Raw genomic sequence first — 18,360 nt, 5'->3', positions numbered from 1 at the left:
GGGAGAATTTCGATGATGCTCGAAGGATGGCGCTGGTACGGTCCGGATGATCCGGTGTCCTTGGATGACGTCAGGCAGGCCGGGGCGAGCGACATCGTCTCGGCGCTGCATCAGGTGCCGATCGGGGAGGCCTGGACGCGCAAGGCGGTCGAGGAGCGCAAGAATTTCATCGAGAACGGCCAGCCCGGCCGCTCGCAATTGACCTGGTCGGTGGTGGAATCGATTCCGATCCCTGACGACGTCAAGCGGCTCGGGGCTAAGGCGACCAAATCCATCGAAGCGTGGATCGCTAGCCTGGAGGCGGTGGCCGCCAGCGGCATCAAGATCATCTGCTACAATTTCATGCCTGTGGTCGATTGGTGCCGTACCGATCTCGAATGGGAGCTGCCGAACGGCGCCCGCGCCATGCGCTTCGACCAGGACCGCTTTGCGGCGTTCGAGCTGCATATCCTGGAGCGGCCTGCGGCCGCGCAGGAATACTCGCCAGAGCAGCAGGCGCGCGCGAAAGCGCTATTCGAGAAGATGAGCCAGGCCGACATCGACTATCTCGTCATGGTCATCGCCAGTGCGCTGCCCGGCTCGACGACCGAGCCGATGACCATCCCGCAGTTCCGCGACCGGCTGGAGACCTATCGCGACATCACGCCAAAAATCCTGCGGCAGCATCTCGCCGAATTCCTTGCGCGCGTGGCGCCGGTCGCCGAGCAACTCGGCGTCTCGCTGACGCTGCATCCGGATGATCCGCCGCGGCCGCTGTTCGGTCTGCCGCGCATTGCTTCGTCTGCCGACGATTACCAGGCGCTGTTCGACGCCGTGCCATCGAAGGCGAACGGCATCTGCCTGTGCACGGGCTCGCTCGGCGTGCGCGCCGAGAACAACCTGCCTGAGATGGCCGAGCGCTTCGGCCCGCGCATTGCCTTTGCGCATCTGCGTGCGACCAAGCGCGAGGCAGACGGCCTGTCGTTCTACGAGTCCGATCATCTCGACGGCGACGTCGACATGGTCGCCGTGCTCAAGGCGCTTTTGAAGGAGAACGCGCGGCGCGCCCCCGACAAGCGGATCGTGTTCCGGCCCGATCACGGCCACCGCATGCTCGACGATCTCGCCGCCACCAAGCGCACCAATCCCGGCTACACCGCGATCGGCCGCCTGCGCGGCCTCGCTGAGCTGCGCGGTGCAATCAGGGCGATCGAGCATCGATAGGACGGCAGGGTCTCCCTAAAGGCCGCGTTAGTTCGGCTCTTTGCTCGCGGAGATTGTCTTCGGCTCCTGTGTGTGCCACAGTGGCTGCATTGCATTTTGACTGACGCATTGCAGCCACAGGCCATTTATAGGAGCTGCGCATGAGCTTCCTGGTCGAACTTCCTCTCAGTGAATACAATCGGAACGCGTTCGCGGACTTCAACAAGGCGTCCGGCAATTTTGATCCTGACGTCGCGCGCGCGATGATGTGGATGTCGCAGCTCGCCTACGAGACCCACGTCCCGCAAACGATTACCGCGGTGTCCGGCTTCTGGACGCTGTCGAACGTCAAGCTGTTGATGCAGCCCGCGAAATCGACGCTCCCCGTCTCGGACACCCGCGGCGTTATCGCCCAGCGGGACGGCGCGACCATCGTCGCGTTCGCCGGCACCGATCCGCTCATTCTCAAGAATTGGGTCAGTGACTTCTATCTCGGTCGTCCGAAGGGCGATGTCCACCAAGGCTTCAAAGATGCCGCCGCGGCCGTTTGGGACGATGTGCGAACGGCGCTGATTGCGGCGTCTGGCGCGGGCTCGCCCATATTCATCACCGGACACAGCCTGGGAGCGGCACTTGCCGTCGTCACGGCCGATCGCGCGCGTAGCGAGCCTGCGATTGCGCGTCCGCAAGTCTATCTTTACGGCTGCCCGCGCGTCTGTCGCGTCGATGCCGCGGCCGCCTACAACGCGACGCTCGGGCCTACGACCTATCGCCTGGTCCACGGCAACGATATCGTCCCGACCGTCCCGCCACCACAGCTCGGTTTCCAGCATGTCGGGCGCTATTTGGCATGCGGCCCGGGTGCGAAATTCGTCGCCAGTCAACTTGCGCCGAACAGCAATTCCGACGAGCCGTTGCCGACGACCGGGGGCTTCGCTGGCCTAACCCAGCAGCTTGAAAATCTCGTCGTAGGGTTTTCCCCGAGCAGGCGCATGGATATGATCGGTCGGCTCTCCCAGTTACTGCTGCCCGGCATCGGTGATCATCTGCCGGATCGATATTACGACGCGTTGCCCTAACGCATCGCAATCTCGTCGGATCAATAACAGGCGGCCATCGCGCCGAGCTTGGGATAGAGCCGGTCGATTGCGGCAATCTCGCTTCGCATCTGCGCGGTGATCCAGTCGCGGATCTCGGCAGCGATGGGGCGCATCGGCCGGTTGCGCGGCGGCAGGAATTCGCAGATGCGGCGCGTGGTGGTGAGCCGGTCGGACGCCGGGACCAGCGCGCCGGTCAATAACCAGTGCGAGGCCACCGTCAGCCAGCCGAGCGCGATGCCCTGGCCGAGCAGGGCCGCCTGCACCACGACGGCATAATCGGTGAAGCTGAGCCCCTTGGCCGCGCCGCGGCGCCCGGTGAGCAGCGATGCGTAGTCAGCGGCCCAGTCGCCCGGCGTCTCGGCGAGGCGGATGATGGTATTGCCTTCAGCGGGGTCGGTCTCGCCGAGATAGCCGGGGCTGCACATCGGCAGCATCACTTCCTTCATGACCAGCGCGCCGCCGGACGACGGCTCGTCGCGATCGCGGAAGCGCATGCCGAGGTCGACATTCTCCACCGGCCCGCGCAGCGCGCCGGAGATCAGCTGGAAGCGCAGATCCACTTGCGGAAACTGCTTCTGCAGCTTGTCGATGCGCGGCATCAGCCAGTGCGTGGTGAAGGCGGAGGAGACCGACAACGTCACCGTCTCGGTGCCCTTGCGCCGCCGCTCGATCTCCACGAGCCCGCTCTCGATGCTGCGAAAGCCGTCGAGCACGCGGCGATACAGGAGCTCGCCCTCCTCGGTGAGCACCGCGCGGCCCGCCTTGCGATCGAACAGGCGGACGCCGAGATGCTCCTCGAGCTGGCCGAGCATGCGGCTCACCGCGGGCTGCGTGACGTTCAATTCGGCCGCCGCCGCGGTGAAGCTGCCGTTGCGCGCCGCCGCGTCGAAGACGAACAGTGCGTTACTCGACGGCAGCATGCGGCGCAGCTCGGGCATAACGTCATGTTATGGGCGCGGTGAGAATTTGGCAATTGCCGGATTTTGCCAAGTCTGGTGTCATTGGCATGACAGCCTAAACACAGGGTCTTCGGAACAAGATTTGGTGCAGCGCACGCTTTGCCGTGAGTGCCCCAAATCCGTGTCTATAAAGCAGGCTTATGGCGCGCAGTGAGGCAGGCCATTGCAGGACATGGCGAGGTCGATCGTTGGACAAGCGAGCGGAAAGCGTCGAGATCAAGTCCGCCAGCAAGGCCTATGGCGCCGTTCGCGCCCTCGACGACGTTTCGCTCAATGTCGGCGCCGGCGAATTCGTCTCGCTGCTCGGCCCCTCCGGCTCGGGCAAGACCACGCTGCTCGGCATCTTGGGCGGCTTCATCCTGCCGACGTCAGGCACAATTCTCTTCGGCGGCCGCGACGTCACCTTTATGCCGCCGCACAAGCGCGACATCGGCGTCGTGTTCCAGAACTACGCGCTGTTCCCGCATATGAGCGTCGGCGAGAACGTCGCCTTTCCCCTGCGCGCGCGCCGCCTGCCGAAATCGTCCTGGCCGGACAAGGTGCGCGCGGCGCTCAGCATGGTCGGCCTTGCCGGCTATGAGGAGCGCGGCATCGCGCAGCTCTCCGGCGGCCAGCGCCAGCGCGTCGCGCTCGCGCGCGCAATGATCTTCGAGCCGCGCCTGATCCTGATGGACGAGCCGCTCTCCGCGCTCGACAAGCAGCTCCGCGAGTCCATGCAGATCGAGCTGCGGACGCTGCACAAGCGCATCCAGGCCACCATCATCTACGTCACCCATGACCAGCGCGAGGCGCTGACCATGAGCGACCGCGTCGCCGTCATGAAGGACGGCCGTCTGGTCCAGATCGACGAGCCGGCGCGGCTGCACGATCATCCCGCCGATTCCTTCGTAGCCAGCTTCATTGGCGAGGCGACACTTCTGCCGGTCCGCCGTGTCGATACCTCCAGCGTGTCGCTGGGCAACGCCCTGCTGCGCAGCGCCCGCGCCATTCCTGATGGCGACGCGCTGATGCTCGCCGTGCACAGCGAGAAGCTGCTGATCGACGACGGCGCCCAGGATGGCGCCTGCAACCGGCTGACCGGGACGGTCACCGACATCGTCTACCAGGGCGAGAGCCTGCGCATCTTCCTGGCGCTTGCCGACGGCGTCGCGCTCAGCCTGCGCCAGCCGGCCTATCACCAGGCCTATAGCCGCATCCCGCCGCTCGGCGGCAGCCTCACCGTCACGCTCCACCCCGAGGACACCATCGTGGTTCCCCGGGTGGGGAACTGAACTTTAAGCCGCGTCCAACCGGAGAGAACAAACCACATGTCGACCCAAGCCGCGTTCAGCAACTTCAAGGTTCTCACCTTCGACGTCGTCGGCACCTTGATCGACTTCGAGACCGGCGTGCTCTCCGCGGTGCGGAAGATCTCCGGCAAGACGCCGGCCGAGCTCGGCGACGACCAGATCTTCGAATCCTACAAGCGCGGCCGCGACAAGCACTACGAGCGCTCGAGCGAGGTGATGTTCCACGTCTACCGCTATCTCGCCAAGGAGCTCGGGCTGCCGGCCGACGATGCATGCTGCGACGTGTTCCAGCTCGCGGTGCTGCGCTGGGGCCCGTTCCCGGATTCGGTCGAGGCCTTGAAGCGCCTGCGCACGAAATTCCGCCTGGTTGCCATGACCAATGCGGACCGCGTCGCGCTGTCCTGCTACGCGCACGCGCTCGGCAATCCCTTCGACGACACCGTCTGTGCCGACGACACCGGGGTGGCAAAACCGAACCCGGAATTCTTCGCCTATAACAAGGGCCGGCAGTCCGCGTTCGGCTACAAGCAGTCAGATATCCTGCACGTCGCGCAGAGCCAGTACCACGACATCGGGATCGCGCGGAAACTCGGCTACAAGGTGTGCTGGATCGAGCGCCGCCAGGGTATCGCCGGTTTCGGCGGCACTCCGGCCGTGGAGACGCTGACCAAGCCGGATTTCCATTTCCCGACGCTCAAGGCGCTCGCCGACGCGGCGATCGGGCCGGTGGCATAAATCCGTGAGCGCCGAGATGACACGGGACTGGAGCGCGCAACCATCGGTCAACTCGCTGTGGGAAGCCACGGCGGAGCCGGCGCGCGCGTTTCCCGTGCTGTCCGGCGAGCACCAAGCCGATGTGGTGATCATCGGGGCGGGCTATACGGGCCTCTCCGCCGCACATCACATCGCCACAGACGGCTCGTCGCCAATCGTGATCGAGGCCAACCGCCCCGGCTGGGGCGCGAGCGGGCGCAATGGCGGCGTGATCACCGCGAAGTTTCGCCTCTCGTTCCGCGAGGTCGACGCCGTGCATGGCCGCGCCATGGCGAGGCGCATGTACGAGATCGCGCATGAGTCGACCGACATCGTCGAGGAGCTCGTCTCCGAATTCGGCATCACCAGCGCGAACCTTGTGCGCACCGGCCAGGTCAAGGCTGCTCACAACGAGACGACGCTGAAGGCCGCGATCGATGAGGCCAACTGGATGACGCGCGAAATGGGCTCGGCCGAGGTCCGGATCCTCGACAAGAAAGGCGTGCGTGACGAAACCGGCTCCGACATCTTCGTCGGCGGCGTGCTCAATCCCGGCTCGGCCGGCATCCATCCGCTGAACTATCTGCGCGGCCTCGCCGATGGCGTGGCGCGCCGCGGCGTGCCCATCTTCCAGGAGACGCCGGTCGTCAAGCTTCGGCGCGACAAGGACCGCATCGTCGCCGAAACACCGCGAGGCGCAGTACGTGCAAAACAGGCGATCATCGCCACCAACAGCTATTCCGATCTGACCGGCGCCACCGCGCATCTGCAGCGCACGCTGATCCCGTTCCGCAGCGCCATCGTCGCAACCGAGCGGCTGCCGCGCAATCTCGCGGGAAAGCTGATGCCGACCGGGCGCAGCTACACCGAGACCAAGCGCATGATGCGCTGGTTCCGCATGGTCGACAACCGCGTGATCTTTGGCGGCCGCGGCGCTTTCGGCAAGCAGGACACCCAATCCGCGTTCGGTGCCTTGCGCAAGGCGATGGTCGGCATCTTCCCCGATCTCGCCGATATCCCGCTGGAATACAAATGGTCGGGCCTCGTCGCGATGACGCTGGACTCGGTGCCGCATATCGGCCGGCTCGACGACCGCACGCTGGTCGCGCTGGGCTACAACGGCGCCGGCGTTGCGATGTCGAGCCTGATGGGCCGCTATCTCGCCGCCTTCGTGCGCGGCGAGTCGCCCGACGTCGGACTGCTCGATATCAGGCGCATGAAGGCTATCCCGTTCTACCCGCTGCGCGAGCCCGCCGTGCGCATGGTCGCCGGCTGGTACCAGTTTCTCGATGCGATCGGTCGGTGAGATCATTTGGCGATGGAGGAGGCGAGGATGACGATGAAGCGGAATTTTGGATTGGGCTGCGCGCTCTTGGGCGCAATCGGACTGACCAGCGCGGCTGATGCCGCCGAGCAGATCACCTTCGTCTCGCAGGGCGGCGCCTACCAGCAGGCACAGACGGTGGCGATCCTCGATCCCTCCGCCAAGAAGCTCGGCATCACCATCAACCAGGACTCCATTCCCGACGCCTGGCCCGCGATCAAGACGCAGGTCGGTAGCGGCAAGCCGATCTGGGACGTCGTGGACACCCCGACCGGCAATTGTCTGCGTGGCGGGGAGCAGGGGCTGATCGAGAAGCTCGACTTCTCGAAGATTCCAAACGGCGCGGCGATGCCGGAGTCCTATCGCAGTCCTTATTCGGTCTCCTACGAGTTCTATTCCAGCGTACTGTCCTACAGCCAGAAGACCTTTCCGAAGGATGCGCCGAACAGCTGGGCCGATTTCTGGGACGTCAAGAAATTCCCTGGCCGCCGCGCGCTGCGCAACCATCCGTTTGCAACGTTGGAGGCGGCGCTGATGGCCGACGGCGTCGCGCCGGACAAGCTCTATCCGCTCGACGTCGATCGCGCCTTCAAGAAGCTGGAGGAGATCAAGCCGCACATCACGGTGTGGTGGACGTCTGGCGCGCAGTCGGCGCAACTGCTCAATGACGGCGAGGTCGACATGGAGATGGCCTGGAACGGCCGCGTCAGCGCCGTCGCCAAGGAAGGCGCGAAAGTTGCTTTCACCTACAACCAGGGCATCCTGCAGAGCACGTCGCTCTGCATCCTCAAGGGTGCGCCGAATCTCGACACGGCGATCAAGTTCATCAACGAGGCGGTCGATCCCGTGCACCAGGCCAATCTGCCGCTGCACATCGACTATGGTCCGGGCAATCCCAAGGCGTTCGAGACCAGCGTGATCAAGCCCGAGCGCGCCGCGCAACTGCCGAGCGAGCCGGCCAATGCGGTGAAGCAGGCGCTGATGTCCTACGCCTGGTGGTCCTCGCCGGCCGGCGAGGCCGCCGAGAAGCGCTGGGCGTCGTTCATGCAGAAGTAAGCCAGCCGGTTCGGCGGCCGCCGAACCGGACCACTCAACCAGCCGAGGCAGCGTTGACGACATCAGTGCCAGATCCATCGCAAAAGCATCAGCGCCGTGAGCACGGCCTGATGCTGGCATTGGTGTCGCCGGCGCTGCTAGTGATCTTGGCCCTGATCGTGCTGCCCGTCGGCTGGCTCGCATGGCAGTCGATCTATCATGACGGCTTCACGCTGGAGAATTATCGCCGGGTCTTCACCGAGGACGTCTACTGGCGCAGCTTTGCGCTGACTTTCGAGATCAGTCTCGCGGTCACCTTGATCGCGCTGCTGCTCGGCTATCCCGTCGCGTATCTTGCCAATTCCGTGCCGAAAGGGTGGAGCATCCTCATCCTGTCGCTGGTCGTGTTGCCGTTTTGGACCAGCGTTCTGGTCCGCGCCTATGCCTGGCTGGCGCTGCTCCAGCGCACCGGCGTGATCAACCAGTTTTTGCGCTATCTCGATGTCATCGCCGAACCGCTCGCGCTGGTCCACAACACCTTCGGCACGGTGGTTGCGACCGTGCACATCCTGCTGCCCTTCATGGTGCTGCCGCTCTATGCTACCATGCAGAAGATCCCGAACGATCTGATGCAGGCCGGCGCCAGCCTTGGCGCGAGCCCGTCGCTCACCTTCATGCGCGTGTTCCTACCGTTGTCGCTGCCGGGTGTGCTCGCCGGCTGCACCATGGTGTTCGTGCTCTGCCTCGGCTTCTACATCACGCCCGAGCTGCTCGGCGGCGGCCGCACCGTGATGGTGTCGATGCTGGTGAGCCGCAATGTGGAGCTCTACAACCAGTTCGGCGCGGCAAGTGCGGTCGCCGTCGTGCTGCTCCTGAGCGTGCTTGCGATCTTCTTCGTCGTCAGCCGCTTCATCTCTCTCGATCGCGTGTTGGGGCAAAAATGATGCGCGCCTCGCCCGCACGGATTGTCCTGTATGTGATCTGCGCGCTGGTGCTCGTCTATCTGATCCTGCCGGTCCTGATCATTGCGCCGATCTCGTTCTCCAGCGCACGCTTCCTGACCTTCCCGCCGCCATCCTTCTCGCTGCGCTGGTACCAGCAATATTTCTCAAATCCCGCCTGGATGCAGGCGACGCGGGTGACGCTGACGGTCGCGCTTCTCACCGTGGTGATCGCGACGCCGCTCGGCGTTGCTGCCGCCTACGCCATCAGCCAGTCGAAGCTGCGGATCATGCGCCTCATCCACATGGCGCTGCTGCTGCCGCTGGTGGTGCCGATCATCATCACCGCTGTCGGTATCTTCTTCGTCTATGCCAAGGTCGGGCTGGTCGCGACCATGCCCGGCCTCGTGCTGGCGAATGTGATGCTGGGCCTGCCCTATGTCATCATCTCCGTGCTCGCGGGCCTGCAGAGCTTCGACCCCGCTCAGGAGATGGTGGCGCGCAGCCTCGGCATGAACCGCCTGCGCAGCTTCTTCGCGGTGACGTTGCCGCAGATCAAGTCCAGCGTGATCGCGGGCGGCATCTTCGCCTTCATCTCGGCGATGGACGAGACCATCGTCGCGCTGTTCATCTCCGGCGGCCAATACCAGCCGCTGACCAAGCGCATGTTCACCGCACTCCGCGACGAGATCGATCCCACGATCGCCGCGATCTCGACGCTGATGACGGCGGCGTCCTTCATGCTGGTGCTGCTGGCGAGCACGCGGCAGAAGAGGAGCGGGTGAGGGGGCTGGCGCTAGCGCTAGTCCGTCCCCGTCAGCCTGGGGTGCGCGCCCTGGGGCGCAACGCGCCGCAGGGGAAGCCTCGAAGGGCGGGGGCCCCGCTGCGTCAGCTCGGCCGCGCATCCTTTGACGCTCGCGGCGCGATGCTGTGCGCATCGCGCCACTCGCACCTCCAGCGACAGCGGCTCCGCCGCTGCGCTGGGATCACGGAGCTGCTGATTGTGTCATTGCGCCTGGCTGGCTCCCAGCCACGCCAGGATCATCTCAACGATCTGCGTCCGACTCTTCACCAGCACTTTGGGCTCGCTGAGGTCGCGGTCGAACAGGGCGCCGAAGGTGTGGCGGTTGGCGACGCGGAAGAAGCAGTAGGAAGAGATGGCGAGGTGCAGGTCGATGGCGTCGACGTCGTTGCGGAAGACGCCTTCGGCGTGGCCGCGTGCGAGAATGCCGTCGAGGGTCGCGATCACGCTGGCATTGAGCTGGCGCAATTGCAGATTCTGCTTCAGGTGCTTGCCGTGATGGATGTTCTCGATTGAGACGAGGCGGATGAAGTTCGGGTTGCGCTCGTCATGGTCGAAGGTCGCCTCGATCAGCCGGCGCAATCCCTCGCGCGCGTCGCAGCTCTCGATGTCGAGCTGATCCTCCAGCGCGCGGATGCTGCGATAGGCCTCTTCCAGCACCGCGAGATAGAGCTGCTCCTTGCCGCCGAAATAGTAATAGATCATCCGCTTCGACGTGCGCGTGCGCGCCGCGATGGCGTCGACGCGGGCGCCTGAATAGCCCTCCGAGGCGAATTCGGCCATCGCCACTTCGAGGATATCGCGCTTGGTGCGTTCGGGGTCGTTGGTGCGCTTCGATGGGGGCGGCATGCGCTCGAGCATTGCTGTTTCTCCCGCCAGTTTCCACGGATCACCTTGAAGGTGAAGGCAAATTTCACCTGCCGGGGCACTGGTCCAACGCATATTGCATAAACGTACTAGTTCGTACATTATGCGTCGAAACCAAAGCTGCGGCAACAACAACGAGAAAAGCGCGCGAGGCGGACGGCCTGACGCGCACCGCACCGGACATACGGGGAGGAATTTCATGACCTTGACGTCAACCGCACCACTGCACGCGCCATCAGCAGCGGAAGCCACGCAAAACAAGCTGCCCAAGCGCGCCGCGCTCGTCAGCTTCGTCGGTAGCATGCTCGAATACTACGACTTCTTCATCTACGGCACCGCGGCAGCGCTGATCTTTCCAAAAGTGTTTTTTGCCAATGTCGATCCCTCGACCGCGACGCTGCTTGCGCTGCTGTCGTTCGGCATCGGCTATATCGCCCGTCCCGTCGGCGCGGTCATCCTCGGTCATTTCGGCGACCGCATCGGCCGCAAGACGGTGCTGCTGTTCACGCTGGTTTTGATGGGTGGCTCGACGCTGGCGATCGGCCTGTTGCCGGATGCCAAATCGATCGGCAATGCCGCGCCTGTTATCCTGACGTTGCTGCGCTTGTTGCAGGGCCTCTCGGCCGCCGGCGAACAGAGCGGGGCGAACTCGCTGACGCTGGAACATTCCGCCAATTCCAACCGTGCCTTCTTCACCAGCTGGACGTTGAGCGGCACGCAGGCCGGCGCGATCCTGGCGACGCTGGTGTTCATTCCGGTCTCGAGCCTGCCGGAAGATCAGCTGCTGAGCTGGGGTTGGCGGATTCCGTTCCTGCTCTCGTTCTTCGTGCTGGTCGTCGCCTATCTGGTGCGGCGGACCATGCCGGAAACGCCCGTGTTCGAGGACATCAAGGACAAGGCGCAAGTCGCGCGCTTCCCGCTGATCGCGCTGCTGCGCGACTACTGGCCCGACGTGCTGCGCGTCATCGTCTGCGCGCTGATCGCCACCGTCAGCACCATGACCGCCGTGTTCGCGCTCGGCTATGCGACGTCCAAGTTCGGTGTCGCGCGTCCGACCATGCTCTGGGCCGGCGTGCTCGGCAACGTCACCGCGCTGATCACCCAGCCGCTGTGGGCGCTGCTCGCCGACAAGATCGGCCGCAAGCCGGTGTTCATCGGCGGCGTGCTCGGCTGCGCGGTGCTGCTGTTCCCGTACTTCATGCTGGTGACATCAGGCAACACGATCGGGATCTTCGCCGCCGCGATGATCCTCTCCGGGATCGTCTACGCCGCGCCGAACGCGATCTGGCCGTCGTTCTATGCCGAGATGTTCGAGGCGCGCGTGCGCTATTCCGGCACGGCGATCGGCACCCAGCTCGGCTTCCTCGCCGCCGGCTTCACGCCGCTTGTGAGCGCGAGCCTGGTGGGTGAGGGGCCGAACGGCTGGATTCCCGTCGCGATCTTCGTAGCCTGCTGCTGCGTGATCTCGGCCGCCGCGGCGGCGACCGCGCGCGAAACCCACACGGTCGACATCGCCGATCTCGGCAAGCGGCGCGGTTGAGTGAGAGACGGGATAGGGATCGCATGCTGACCAACGCAGTCTCGACCACGAGCGGGCCGATCGTCGGCGCCGAGCGGAACGGCATGCGCGCTTTCAAGGGCGTGCCGTTCGCGACCGCGCGGCGTTTTGCCAAGGCGATAGCACCGCGCGCCTGGACGGAGCCGCGCCATTGCATGGACTACGGCGCCTATGCGCCGCAGCCCGGCCATCTCGAGCAGGCCGATGAGGAGTCTTGTCTCAGCCTGAACATCTGGACGCCGGCAGGGGTGGATCGCCCGCTGCCGGTGATGTTCTTCATCCATGGTGGTGCCTTCGTCACCGGCGGCGGCGCCGATTATGACGGCAGCGTCCTCGCCGCGCGCGGTCCCGTGGTGGTCGTGACCACCAACTATCGGCTCGGCCCGCTCGGCTTCCTGCAACTGCATCGCCACGGCCTCGATGCGGCCAACAACCTCGCCATCACGGATGCGCTCGCCGCGCTCGACTGGGTGCATGCCAACATCGCAAATTTCGGCGGCGATCCCGACGTCATCACGCTGTCCGGTCAGTCCGCCGGCGCCTCCATGGTGATCGCGCTCGCGACGCTGCCGGAAGCCAGAGGCAAGTTCATTCGGGCGCTCGCACTGAGCGCTCCCGGACGGACCATCATGACCGCGGATCATGCCGACGAGGTCGCGCAGCGTGTGCTCGACGAGCTCGAGCCGGCGCGCAATCCCGGCGCGATCGCCGCCGTGCCTCTCCCAAAACTGTTCGCGGCCGTGGAACGGGTCGGCCGCATGATCGCGGATGAGACCGCATCAGGCACCGTGTTCGGCCCGGTGCTCGACGGCACCGTGATCCCGCGCGAGCCGCGCGACGTCTTCGCGGGCGGCAGCTTGCGCGACATCCCGCTCTGGCTCGGCTCCTGCCGCGACGAGATGGTGATGTTCCTGAAGAGCACCCCGCCGGCCGCGATGATCCGCACCACCGAGCGTCAGGTGCGAGCCGCCTTTGGCGATGCCGGCTGGGGGCGACTGCTGTCCTACTATCGCGCCACCGCGTGCGCCGACGAGGATCCGTACGAGGCGCTGCTGTCGGATGCGTTCTGGCATCGTCCGATGGCCGATCTCGCGCGACTGCATGCCGCGGCAGGCGGTGCGGTGTGGTTGAGCCGGTTCGACCATCGTCCGGCGCTGGAACCGTTCCTGTCGCAGGGGCCGACCCACGGTGCCGATAATGCCTGCCTCTGGGCGCATCTGCCCAATTTCATCGACCGTCCCATCCTGAAGCGGAAGGGTGGACCGATGACGCCCGCCGATATCGATGTCGCCGCGCGGTTTCAGACAAGCTTGCTGCGCTTCGTCACATCAGGTGTACCCGATGTTGCGGAAGCCTGGCCGCGGTTCGAGTTGCCCCAGGAGCCGCTCGCCATCTTCGGCCAGCCGTTCCATATTGCGCCGCTCAACGAAGGTGTGCGCTCCCGCCTGTGGGCGGAGCTGAGCGCGAGCGACAACGACAAGAGGAAAATCAGGGAGGCAGGATGAGCCTCTCGAACAAGAATGCCGGGCGGCGTGACTTAGCTCCGCCGGCTGGGAGCCGGCTTTCACCAAGCCCGCGCCGTTATTTCCGTTCGTTAGTGCACGACCAACACCGGCACGCTTCCGTCGGCCAAGACCTCCGATGTTTGACTCCCCAGGAATAGCTTCTTGAGACCGCGGCGCCCATGAGAGCCCATGACGATCAGGTCGCAGCCTCCTGACTTTGCTGTTTCGATAATCGCGGTGGCCGGGTGCGCATTCGGAACGTGCAAGAGTTCTGCGGATATCCCGGCTTGCTCTGCCAAAGCTCGCGCGTCGTCGAGGACTTTGCCCGCACGTTCCTTGCAGGCCGCGTCGAAGCTATCAATTTCCTGCTGCGAGGGTATCCATCCCGAGGCGTGTCCGCTCCCGTAGTCGATTGGCAATGATTCCGTCACGGCGATGACTGTCACCTTGGCCTTCAGGGCCTTTGCCAAAGCAATCCCATGCTTAATGCCGTTTCTCGCGACGTCCGATCCGTCCGTGCTTAAGAGGATCCGGGTGTACATCTGGAGGCTCCTTTTCTGGACGACCCTGTCGCCATCTTCCGGTGCGGTGGTTTGACTTCAACAGGGGGCTCACATTCATGGACAGACCAGGACAGGGGTCCGTGCGTGCGTCAGCACCTTGTTTGTCACGCTCCCGATGACAAGCGCGGCAAGTCCGCTGCGCCCATGCGACGACATGACGATGAGATCGCAGCCTTTGTCCGTGGCGACTGCGATGATGGCCTGATGGGGTTGCCCGCTCTCCGCTTGAATCGTCTCGCAGGAAATGCCGGCCGTCCTGGCCGCATTTGCCGCGCCGTCCAATACGCTCGCGGCCTGTTCCTTGCGCAACTCGGCATATGTTGCGATTGCTTCGAGGAACCGGCCTGACACTTCGGAAAATGGTTCCACAACGAAGATGAAGGATACGGTGGCCCCAAGGGATTTCGCCAGCGCCAATCCGTGCGCCACCCCACGCTCCGCTAGCTCAGACCCATCTGTTGGAATGAGAATGTGCCGGTACATGCTCTACCTCCCGATTGTCCGGACGTATCGCTGCCTTGCGAAGATAAGCTAGCTCGCGTTCCGAATGCAGTCTTGAGATAAATCAACCTATCGGCTCATCGTACCGCGATCCGGATGTCCGCAATTGGCACAACCTCGACGTCTGTCGGGGGCGGACGTCACGCCCCGACGCCGCGCGGGTATCGGGGGATTAGTGCGCAATGAGATTGGTTTTGATGCTGCAAACGAAGGAAGTGCGCTCCCTCTCCTGCTTGCGGGAGAGGGTAGGGAGCCCGCGGCTGGTCGATTCAGCTTAAAGCCAAATCCGCCCTTGCCGGCCGTTCTAGAACTGCACTTCGCTCGGGATGTCCTCGGCGCTGAGGCCGACGGTTTCATAGGCCTTCAATAGCCATTCGCGGGTCTGGCCCAGCGAACGGTTGTAGTCGGCCCAGGCGCTGAGGAAATCCTTGTAGCGACGATCGGATTCGGCGCGGATGCCGAGATTGGTCGGCAGCGTCAGGAGCGGACGCGGGATGGCGAGGTCGCCAAGCGTCGGATTTTTCTTCAGCGTGAAGATGGACAGCACGGCCAGCGAGACGTTGCAGTCGGCGCGGCCCGTCGACACCGCGAGGATCGCCTCGTCGCGCGTCTTGAAGCCGAGGATGTTCGCCTTCGGGCAGTAGCGACGCGCGATCGTCTCGTGCGTTGAGCCGATGTCGATGGCGATCTTGACCTCGGGCTTGTTGAGCTCGGCCCAGGTCTGCGGCTTGGCAAAACCCTTCTTGGTGATGACGGTGAAGGAGTGCACCAGGATCGGCGTCGAGAAGTCGATCACCAGCGAGCGCTCCGGCGTCGGATTCACGGCGAAGGCGAGGTCGATCTTGTCGGCCTGCAGATCCAGGATCTGGTTGCCCCAGGTCGATTCCAGCGTCTCGACCTTGGCCCCCAACTTGCCGGCGATGTCGTTCGCCATGTCGATGCAGGCGCCCGACCACTGATTGGTGGTGAGGTCCTTGTGGAAGTAGGGGTCCTGGCCGGCGATGACGGCGATACGCAGCACGCCGCTCTTCTTGATCCGTTCGAGCGTCGAGCCGGGCGCGGTGTCGGCCCTGGCCGAACCGGTTGCGGCGATCGCGGCGCCGGCGAGGGCAACGGTGGTGAGTGCGTCCCTGCGATTCATGGCAGTCTCCTGGGCAATCGCTTCTGCTGAACGTTCAAACCCGGCCTCTGGACTATTTCTGTATTCAGTTTAAAATGCAAGTCGGTATTTTGAATTGAACGGGATAGCCAAACACGTGCGTGCCCTCTTCGTCGACGCCAACGACACCCTTGCCGCGGTGACCGAAAAGCTGCTGCGTGCGCAAAACCTCCCGGTCGCCATCAACCGCAATCCCGCGATCTCGCCCGACGACCTGCCGCGCCTGCTCGATGGCGCCGAGATCATGATCGTCGATCATACCGCGGTGCCGACGGCGATTGCCGCGAAATGTGCCGGGCTGAAGCACGTCGTCTTTCTCGGCACCGGCGCGCGCAGCTACATGAATCCGGAAGAGCTGGCCGGACGCGGCATCTCGGTTCACACCATCAAAGGCTATGGCGATACCGCGGTCGCCGAATGCGCAATCGCGCTGATGTGGGCCTCGGCGAAGAGCTTTGGCGAGATGGATCGCGGCATGCGCGAGGGCAATTGGCTGCGCCGCGATGCGGTCCAGCTCACCGGCAAGACGCTCGGCCTGATCGGCTTTGGCGGCATCGCCGCGGAAGCCGCGCGGATGGCGGCGGGCTGCGGCATGAAGGTGATCGCCTGGAACAGGTCGCCGAAGACCCATCCGGGCGTCGAATTCGTTGCGCTGGAGAAGCTGCTCGCCGAAAGCCATGTCGTCTCGCTGCATCTGCTGCTCAACGACGAGACCAAGGGGTTCCTGTCGCGCGAGCGCATCGCGATGATGCGCCCGGGAAGCATCCTGATCAACACCGCGCGCGGCGCCGTGGTCGACGAGGACGCGATGCTGGATGGCTTGCGCTCCGGCCACATCGCCCATGCCGGCCTCGACGTCTTCACCGTCGAGCCGCTGCCGCCGGGCCATCCGCTGACGAAGCTGCCGAACGTGACGCTGTCGGCACATTCGGCGTTCCGCACCCCCGAGGCGAGCGACAATCTGATCGGCGCGGCGCTCGATCACTGCCGCCGCATCATCGCAGGCGGCCGGTAGTGCAACCATCGAAGCCGGGCATGATGCCTGCGCAGGAGAGGAGAGACCTTTCGATCTTGCGCGCTCTGCCCGCCTGTCCTACCCACCTCCGAACGAGATTTGCGCGCGGCGTCGAGCGCACCGCCAGAGCCAGCAGGGAGCCGTTATGACCATTCGCAACACCCGCACCGGGGGCCAGATCCTGATCGATCAGCTGGTCGCGCAGGGCGTCGAGCGCGTCACCTGCGTGCCGGGCGAGAGCTATCTGGCGGCGCTGGACGCGCTGCATGACAGCCCGATCGACGTCGTGATCTGCCGCGCCGAAGGCGGCGCGGCGATGATGGCGGAGGCCTATGGCAAGCTCACGGGACGGCCCGGCATCTGCTTCGTCACCCGCGGCCCCGGCGCGACCAACGCCAGCCATGGCGTCCACATCGCGATGCAGGATTCGACGCCGATGATCCTGTTCGTCGGCCAGGTCGATACCGGCATGCGCGAGCGCGAGGCGTTCCAGGAGCTCGATTACAAGGCGGTGTTCGGCCCCATGGCGAAATGGGCGGTCGAGATCGATCTGCCCGATCGCATTCCCGAGCTGGTCGCGCGCGCCTTCCGCGTCGCCATGCAGGGCCGTCCCGGTCCCGTCGTGATCGCGCTGCCGGAGAACATGCTGACCGAGACCGCCGCCGTTGCCGACGCCATGCGGATCGAGCCGGCGGTGAGCTGGCCGGCGCCGGATGATATCGAGCGCGTCGGCGCGATGCTCGCCAGCGCCAAGGCACCGCTCGTCATCCTCGGCGGCTCGCGCTGGACTGATGGCGCCACCAAGAGCATCGCGCGCTTTGCCGAACGCTTCGACCTGCCGGTCGCGACCTCGTTCCGCCGCGCATCGCTGATCGACGCCGATCATTCCCACTATGCCGGCGATCTCGGCATCGGGCCGAGCCCGGGGCTGAAGGCGCGCATCGACAACGCCGACGTCGTCCTGCTGATCGGCGGCCGCATGTCGGAGATGCCGTCCTCATCCTACACGCTGCTCGACATTCCCTCGCCGAAGCAGAAGCTGATCCACGTGCATCCGGGCTCGGAAGAGCTCGGCCGCGTCTATCAGCCGGCGCTGGCGATTCAGGCGACACCGGCCGCATTCGCCGCCGCCGTCGAGACGCTGAAGCCCACTGGGACGGTTGCCTGGAAGGGCGAAGCCGCCAAGGCGCATGCCGATTATCTCGCCTGGACCGACAAGGCGCGCGAGCTGCCGGGCACGTTCCAGTATGGCCAGGTCATGACCTGGCTGCGCGACCGGCTGCCGAAGGACGCGATCGTCTGCAACGGCGCCGGCAATTATGCCGGCTGGATCCATCGCCACCACCGCTTCCACAGCTTCGCGGCGCAGCTCGCGCCGACCTCGGGCTCGATGGGCTATGGCGTGCCCGCGGGCGTGCTCGCCAAGCGGCAATACCCTGACCGTGTCGTCGTCGCATTCGCCGGCGACGGCTGCTTCCTGATGAACGGCCAGGAATTCGCGACCGCCGTGCAGTACGACGCGCCGCTGATCGTGATCGTCGTCGACAACTCGCAATACGGCACCATCCGCATGCACCAGGAGCGCGACTATCCCGGCCGCGTCGTCGGCACGCAGCTGAAGAACCCTGATTTTGCGATGTATGCGAAGGCGTTCGGCGGCCATGGCGAGCGCGTCGAGCGCACCGAAGAATTCGCGCCTGCGTTCGAGCGTGCGCTGGCCTCGGGCAAGCCGTCGATCCTTCACTGCATTATCGATCCGCGCGCGATTTCAGTCGGCAAGGATTTTGTGCCGCAGGTGAAGGCGTAG

The 18,360-nt window shown here is 64.8% G+C and carries 17 protein-coding genes; 12 read left to right on the top strand and 5 right to left on the bottom strand.

Annotated features, from left to right (window positions below; translation table 11 throughout):
• Positions 1–15: 15 nt before the first annotated feature.
• Both uxuA and WN72_RS38440 read left to right on the top strand, forming a co-directional pair.
• Positions 16–1,203, top strand: coding sequence for a mannonate dehydratase (uxuA, locus tag WN72_RS38445; RefSeq protein ID WP_027560888.1), 1,188 nt, complete (start codon positions 16–18; stop codon positions 1,201–1,203).
• A 140-nt stretch (positions 1,204–1,343) separates the two neighbouring features.
• Positions 1,344–2,261 (top strand): lipase family protein, encoded by a 918-nt coding sequence (locus tag WN72_RS38440; protein WP_092213002.1) that lies wholly within the window; start codon positions 1,344–1,346, stop codon positions 2,259–2,261.
• A gap of 20 nt (positions 2,262–2,281) precedes the next feature.
• Here WN72_RS38440 and WN72_RS38435 read toward each other — a convergent pair whose 3' ends face one another.
• On the bottom strand, positions 2,282–3,220 hold the full coding sequence (locus tag WN72_RS38435) for a LysR family transcriptional regulator (RefSeq protein WP_092213000.1): 939 nt from the start codon (positions 3,218–3,220) through the stop codon (positions 2,282–2,284).
• 209 nt (positions 3,221–3,429) lie between these two features.
• Between WN72_RS38435 and WN72_RS38430 the strand changes: the two genes are divergently transcribed.
• The 6 genes from WN72_RS38430 to WN72_RS38405 all read left to right on the top strand — a co-directional run bounded on the left by WN72_RS38430 (position 3,430) and on the right by WN72_RS38405 (position 9,368).
• Positions 3,430–4,512 (top strand): ABC transporter ATP-binding protein, encoded by a 1,083-nt coding sequence (locus WN72_RS38430; RefSeq protein WP_167380629.1) that lies wholly within the window; start codon positions 3,430–3,432, stop codon positions 4,510–4,512.
• A 36-nt stretch (positions 4,513–4,548) separates the two neighbouring features.
• Positions 4,549–5,265, top strand: a complete 717-nt coding sequence (locus WN72_RS38425) for an HAD family hydrolase (RefSeq protein WP_092212995.1) — start codon at positions 4,549–4,551, stop codon at positions 5,263–5,265.
• A gap of 16 nt (positions 5,266–5,281) precedes the next feature.
• Positions 5,282–6,589: an NAD(P)/FAD-dependent oxidoreductase gene (locus WN72_RS38420; protein WP_167380628.1), complete on the top strand. Its 1,308-nt coding sequence runs from the start codon at positions 5,282–5,284 to the stop codon at positions 6,587–6,589.
• Between the two features lie 27 nt (positions 6,590–6,616).
• Positions 6,617–7,663 (top strand): ABC transporter substrate-binding protein, encoded by a 1,047-nt coding sequence (locus WN72_RS38415; protein ID WP_143130533.1) that lies wholly within the window; start codon positions 6,617–6,619, stop codon positions 7,661–7,663.
• Positions 7,664–7,773: 110 nt separating this feature from the next.
• Positions 7,774–8,586, top strand: coding sequence for an ABC transporter permease (locus WN72_RS38410; protein ID WP_035729261.1), 813 nt, complete (start codon positions 7,774–7,776; stop codon positions 8,584–8,586).
• Complete coding sequence (locus WN72_RS38405) at positions 8,583–9,368, top strand: ABC transporter permease (protein ID WP_027560880.1); 786 nt, start codon at positions 8,583–8,585, stop codon at positions 9,366–9,368. Before WN72_RS38410 ends, WN72_RS38405 begins: the two co-directional genes overlap by 4 nt.
• Positions 9,369–9,589: 221 nt before the next feature.
• Here the strand turns inward: WN72_RS38405 and WN72_RS38400 are convergent, their stop codons facing one another.
• Positions 9,590–10,246, bottom strand: coding sequence for a TetR/AcrR family transcriptional regulator (locus WN72_RS38400; RefSeq protein WP_027560879.1), 657 nt, complete (start codon positions 10,244–10,246; stop codon positions 9,590–9,592).
• A 205-nt stretch (positions 10,247–10,451) separates the two neighbouring features.
• Between WN72_RS38400 and WN72_RS38395 the strand changes: the two genes are divergently transcribed.
• Positions 10,452–11,792, top strand: a complete 1,341-nt coding sequence (locus tag WN72_RS38395) for an MFS transporter (protein ID WP_092212984.1) — start codon at positions 10,452–10,454, stop codon at positions 11,790–11,792.
• A gap of 23 nt (positions 11,793–11,815) precedes the next feature.
• Positions 11,816–13,315: a carboxylesterase/lipase family protein gene (locus WN72_RS38390; RefSeq protein ID WP_092212982.1), complete on the top strand. Its 1,500-nt coding sequence runs from the start codon at positions 11,816–11,818 to the stop codon at positions 13,313–13,315.
• Between the two features lie 89 nt (positions 13,316–13,404).
• Here WN72_RS38390 and WN72_RS38385 read toward each other — a convergent pair whose 3' ends face one another.
• The 3 genes from WN72_RS38385 to WN72_RS38375 all read right to left on the bottom strand — a co-directional run bounded on the left by WN72_RS38385 (position 13,405) and on the right by WN72_RS38375 (position 15,520).
• Positions 13,405–13,857 (bottom strand): universal stress protein, encoded by a 453-nt coding sequence (locus WN72_RS38385; RefSeq protein ID WP_092212980.1) that lies wholly within the window; start codon positions 13,855–13,857, stop codon positions 13,405–13,407.
• A gap of 75 nt (positions 13,858–13,932) precedes the next feature.
• Positions 13,933–14,361 carry a universal stress protein gene (locus WN72_RS38380; protein ID WP_092212978.1) on the bottom strand — a complete coding sequence of 143 codons (429 nt, stop codon included), beginning with the start codon at positions 14,359–14,361 and terminating at the stop codon, positions 13,933–13,935.
• A 322-nt stretch (positions 14,362–14,683) separates the two neighbouring features.
• A complete protein-coding gene (locus WN72_RS38375; protein WP_092212976.1) occupies positions 14,684–15,520 on the bottom strand; it encodes a transporter substrate-binding domain-containing protein in 837 nt (278 codons plus the stop codon).
• Positions 15,521–15,635: 115 nt separating this feature from the next.
• On the opposite strand from WN72_RS38375, the gene WN72_RS38370 reads away from it, so the two are divergent.
• Both WN72_RS38370 and WN72_RS38365 read left to right on the top strand, forming a co-directional pair.
• Positions 15,636–16,553: an NAD(P)-dependent oxidoreductase gene (locus WN72_RS38370; protein WP_092212974.1), complete on the top strand. Its 918-nt coding sequence runs from the start codon at positions 15,636–15,638 to the stop codon at positions 16,551–16,553.
• 145 nt (positions 16,554–16,698) lie between these two features.
• Positions 16,699–18,360 carry a thiamine pyrophosphate-binding protein gene (locus WN72_RS38365; protein WP_092212972.1) on the top strand — a complete coding sequence of 554 codons (1,662 nt, stop codon included), beginning with the start codon at positions 16,699–16,701 and terminating at the stop codon, positions 18,358–18,360.

It is taken from the genome of Bradyrhizobium arachidis (genome assembly GCF_015291705.1).
Lineage (GTDB): Bacteria > Pseudomonadota > Alphaproteobacteria > Rhizobiales > Xanthobacteraceae > Bradyrhizobium > Bradyrhizobium arachidis.
This window is presented reverse-complemented; position numbering and strand designations above follow the sequence as displayed.

Excerpts from the sequence above, each read along its gene's own strand:
- WN72_RS38400 (WP_027560879.1), bottom strand. The coding sequence starts at position 10,246 with ATGCTCGAGCGCATGCCGCCCCCATCGAAGCGCACCAACGACCCCGAA.
- WN72_RS38435 (WP_092213000.1), bottom strand. The coding sequence starts at position 3,220 with ATGCCCGAGCTGCGCCGCATGCTGCCGTCGAGTAACGCACTGTTCGTC.
- WN72_RS38425 (WP_092212995.1), top strand. The coding sequence starts at position 4,549 with ATGTCGACCCAAGCCGCGTTCAGCAACTTCAAGGTTCTCACCTTCGAC.
- WN72_RS38380 (WP_092212978.1), bottom strand. The coding sequence starts at position 14,361 with ATGTACCGGCACATTCTCATTCCAACAGATGGGTCTGAGCTAGCGGAG.
- WN72_RS38420 (WP_167380628.1), top strand. The coding sequence starts at position 5,282 with ATGACACGGGACTGGAGCGCGCAACCATCGGTCAACTCGCTGTGGGAA.
- WN72_RS38410 (WP_035729261.1), top strand. The coding sequence starts at position 7,774 with ATGCTGGCATTGGTGTCGCCGGCGCTGCTAGTGATCTTGGCCCTGATC.
- WN72_RS38405 (WP_027560880.1), top strand. The coding sequence starts at position 8,583 with ATGATGCGCGCCTCGCCCGCACGGATTGTCCTGTATGTGATCTGCGCG.
- WN72_RS38385 (WP_092212980.1), bottom strand. The coding sequence starts at position 13,857 with ATGTACACCCGGATCCTCTTAAGCACGGACGGATCGGACGTCGCGAGA.
- WN72_RS38365 (WP_092212972.1), top strand. The coding sequence starts at position 16,699 with ATGACCATTCGCAACACCCGCACCGGGGGCCAGATCCTGATCGATCAG.
- WN72_RS38440 (WP_092213002.1), top strand. The coding sequence starts at position 1,344 with ATGAGCTTCCTGGTCGAACTTCCTCTCAGTGAATACAATCGGAACGCG.
- WN72_RS38395 (WP_092212984.1), top strand. The coding sequence starts at position 10,452 with ATGACCTTGACGTCAACCGCACCACTGCACGCGCCATCAGCAGCGGAA.
- uxuA (WP_027560888.1), top strand. The coding sequence starts at position 16 with ATGCTCGAAGGATGGCGCTGGTACGGTCCGGATGATCCGGTGTCCTTG.
- WN72_RS38415 (WP_143130533.1), top strand. The coding sequence starts at position 6,617 with ATGACGATGAAGCGGAATTTTGGATTGGGCTGCGCGCTCTTGGGCGCA.
- WN72_RS38375 (WP_092212976.1), bottom strand. The coding sequence starts at position 15,520 with ATGAATCGCAGGGACGCACTCACCACCGTTGCCCTCGCCGGCGCCGCG.
- WN72_RS38390 (WP_092212982.1), top strand. The coding sequence starts at position 11,816 with ATGCTGACCAACGCAGTCTCGACCACGAGCGGGCCGATCGTCGGCGCC.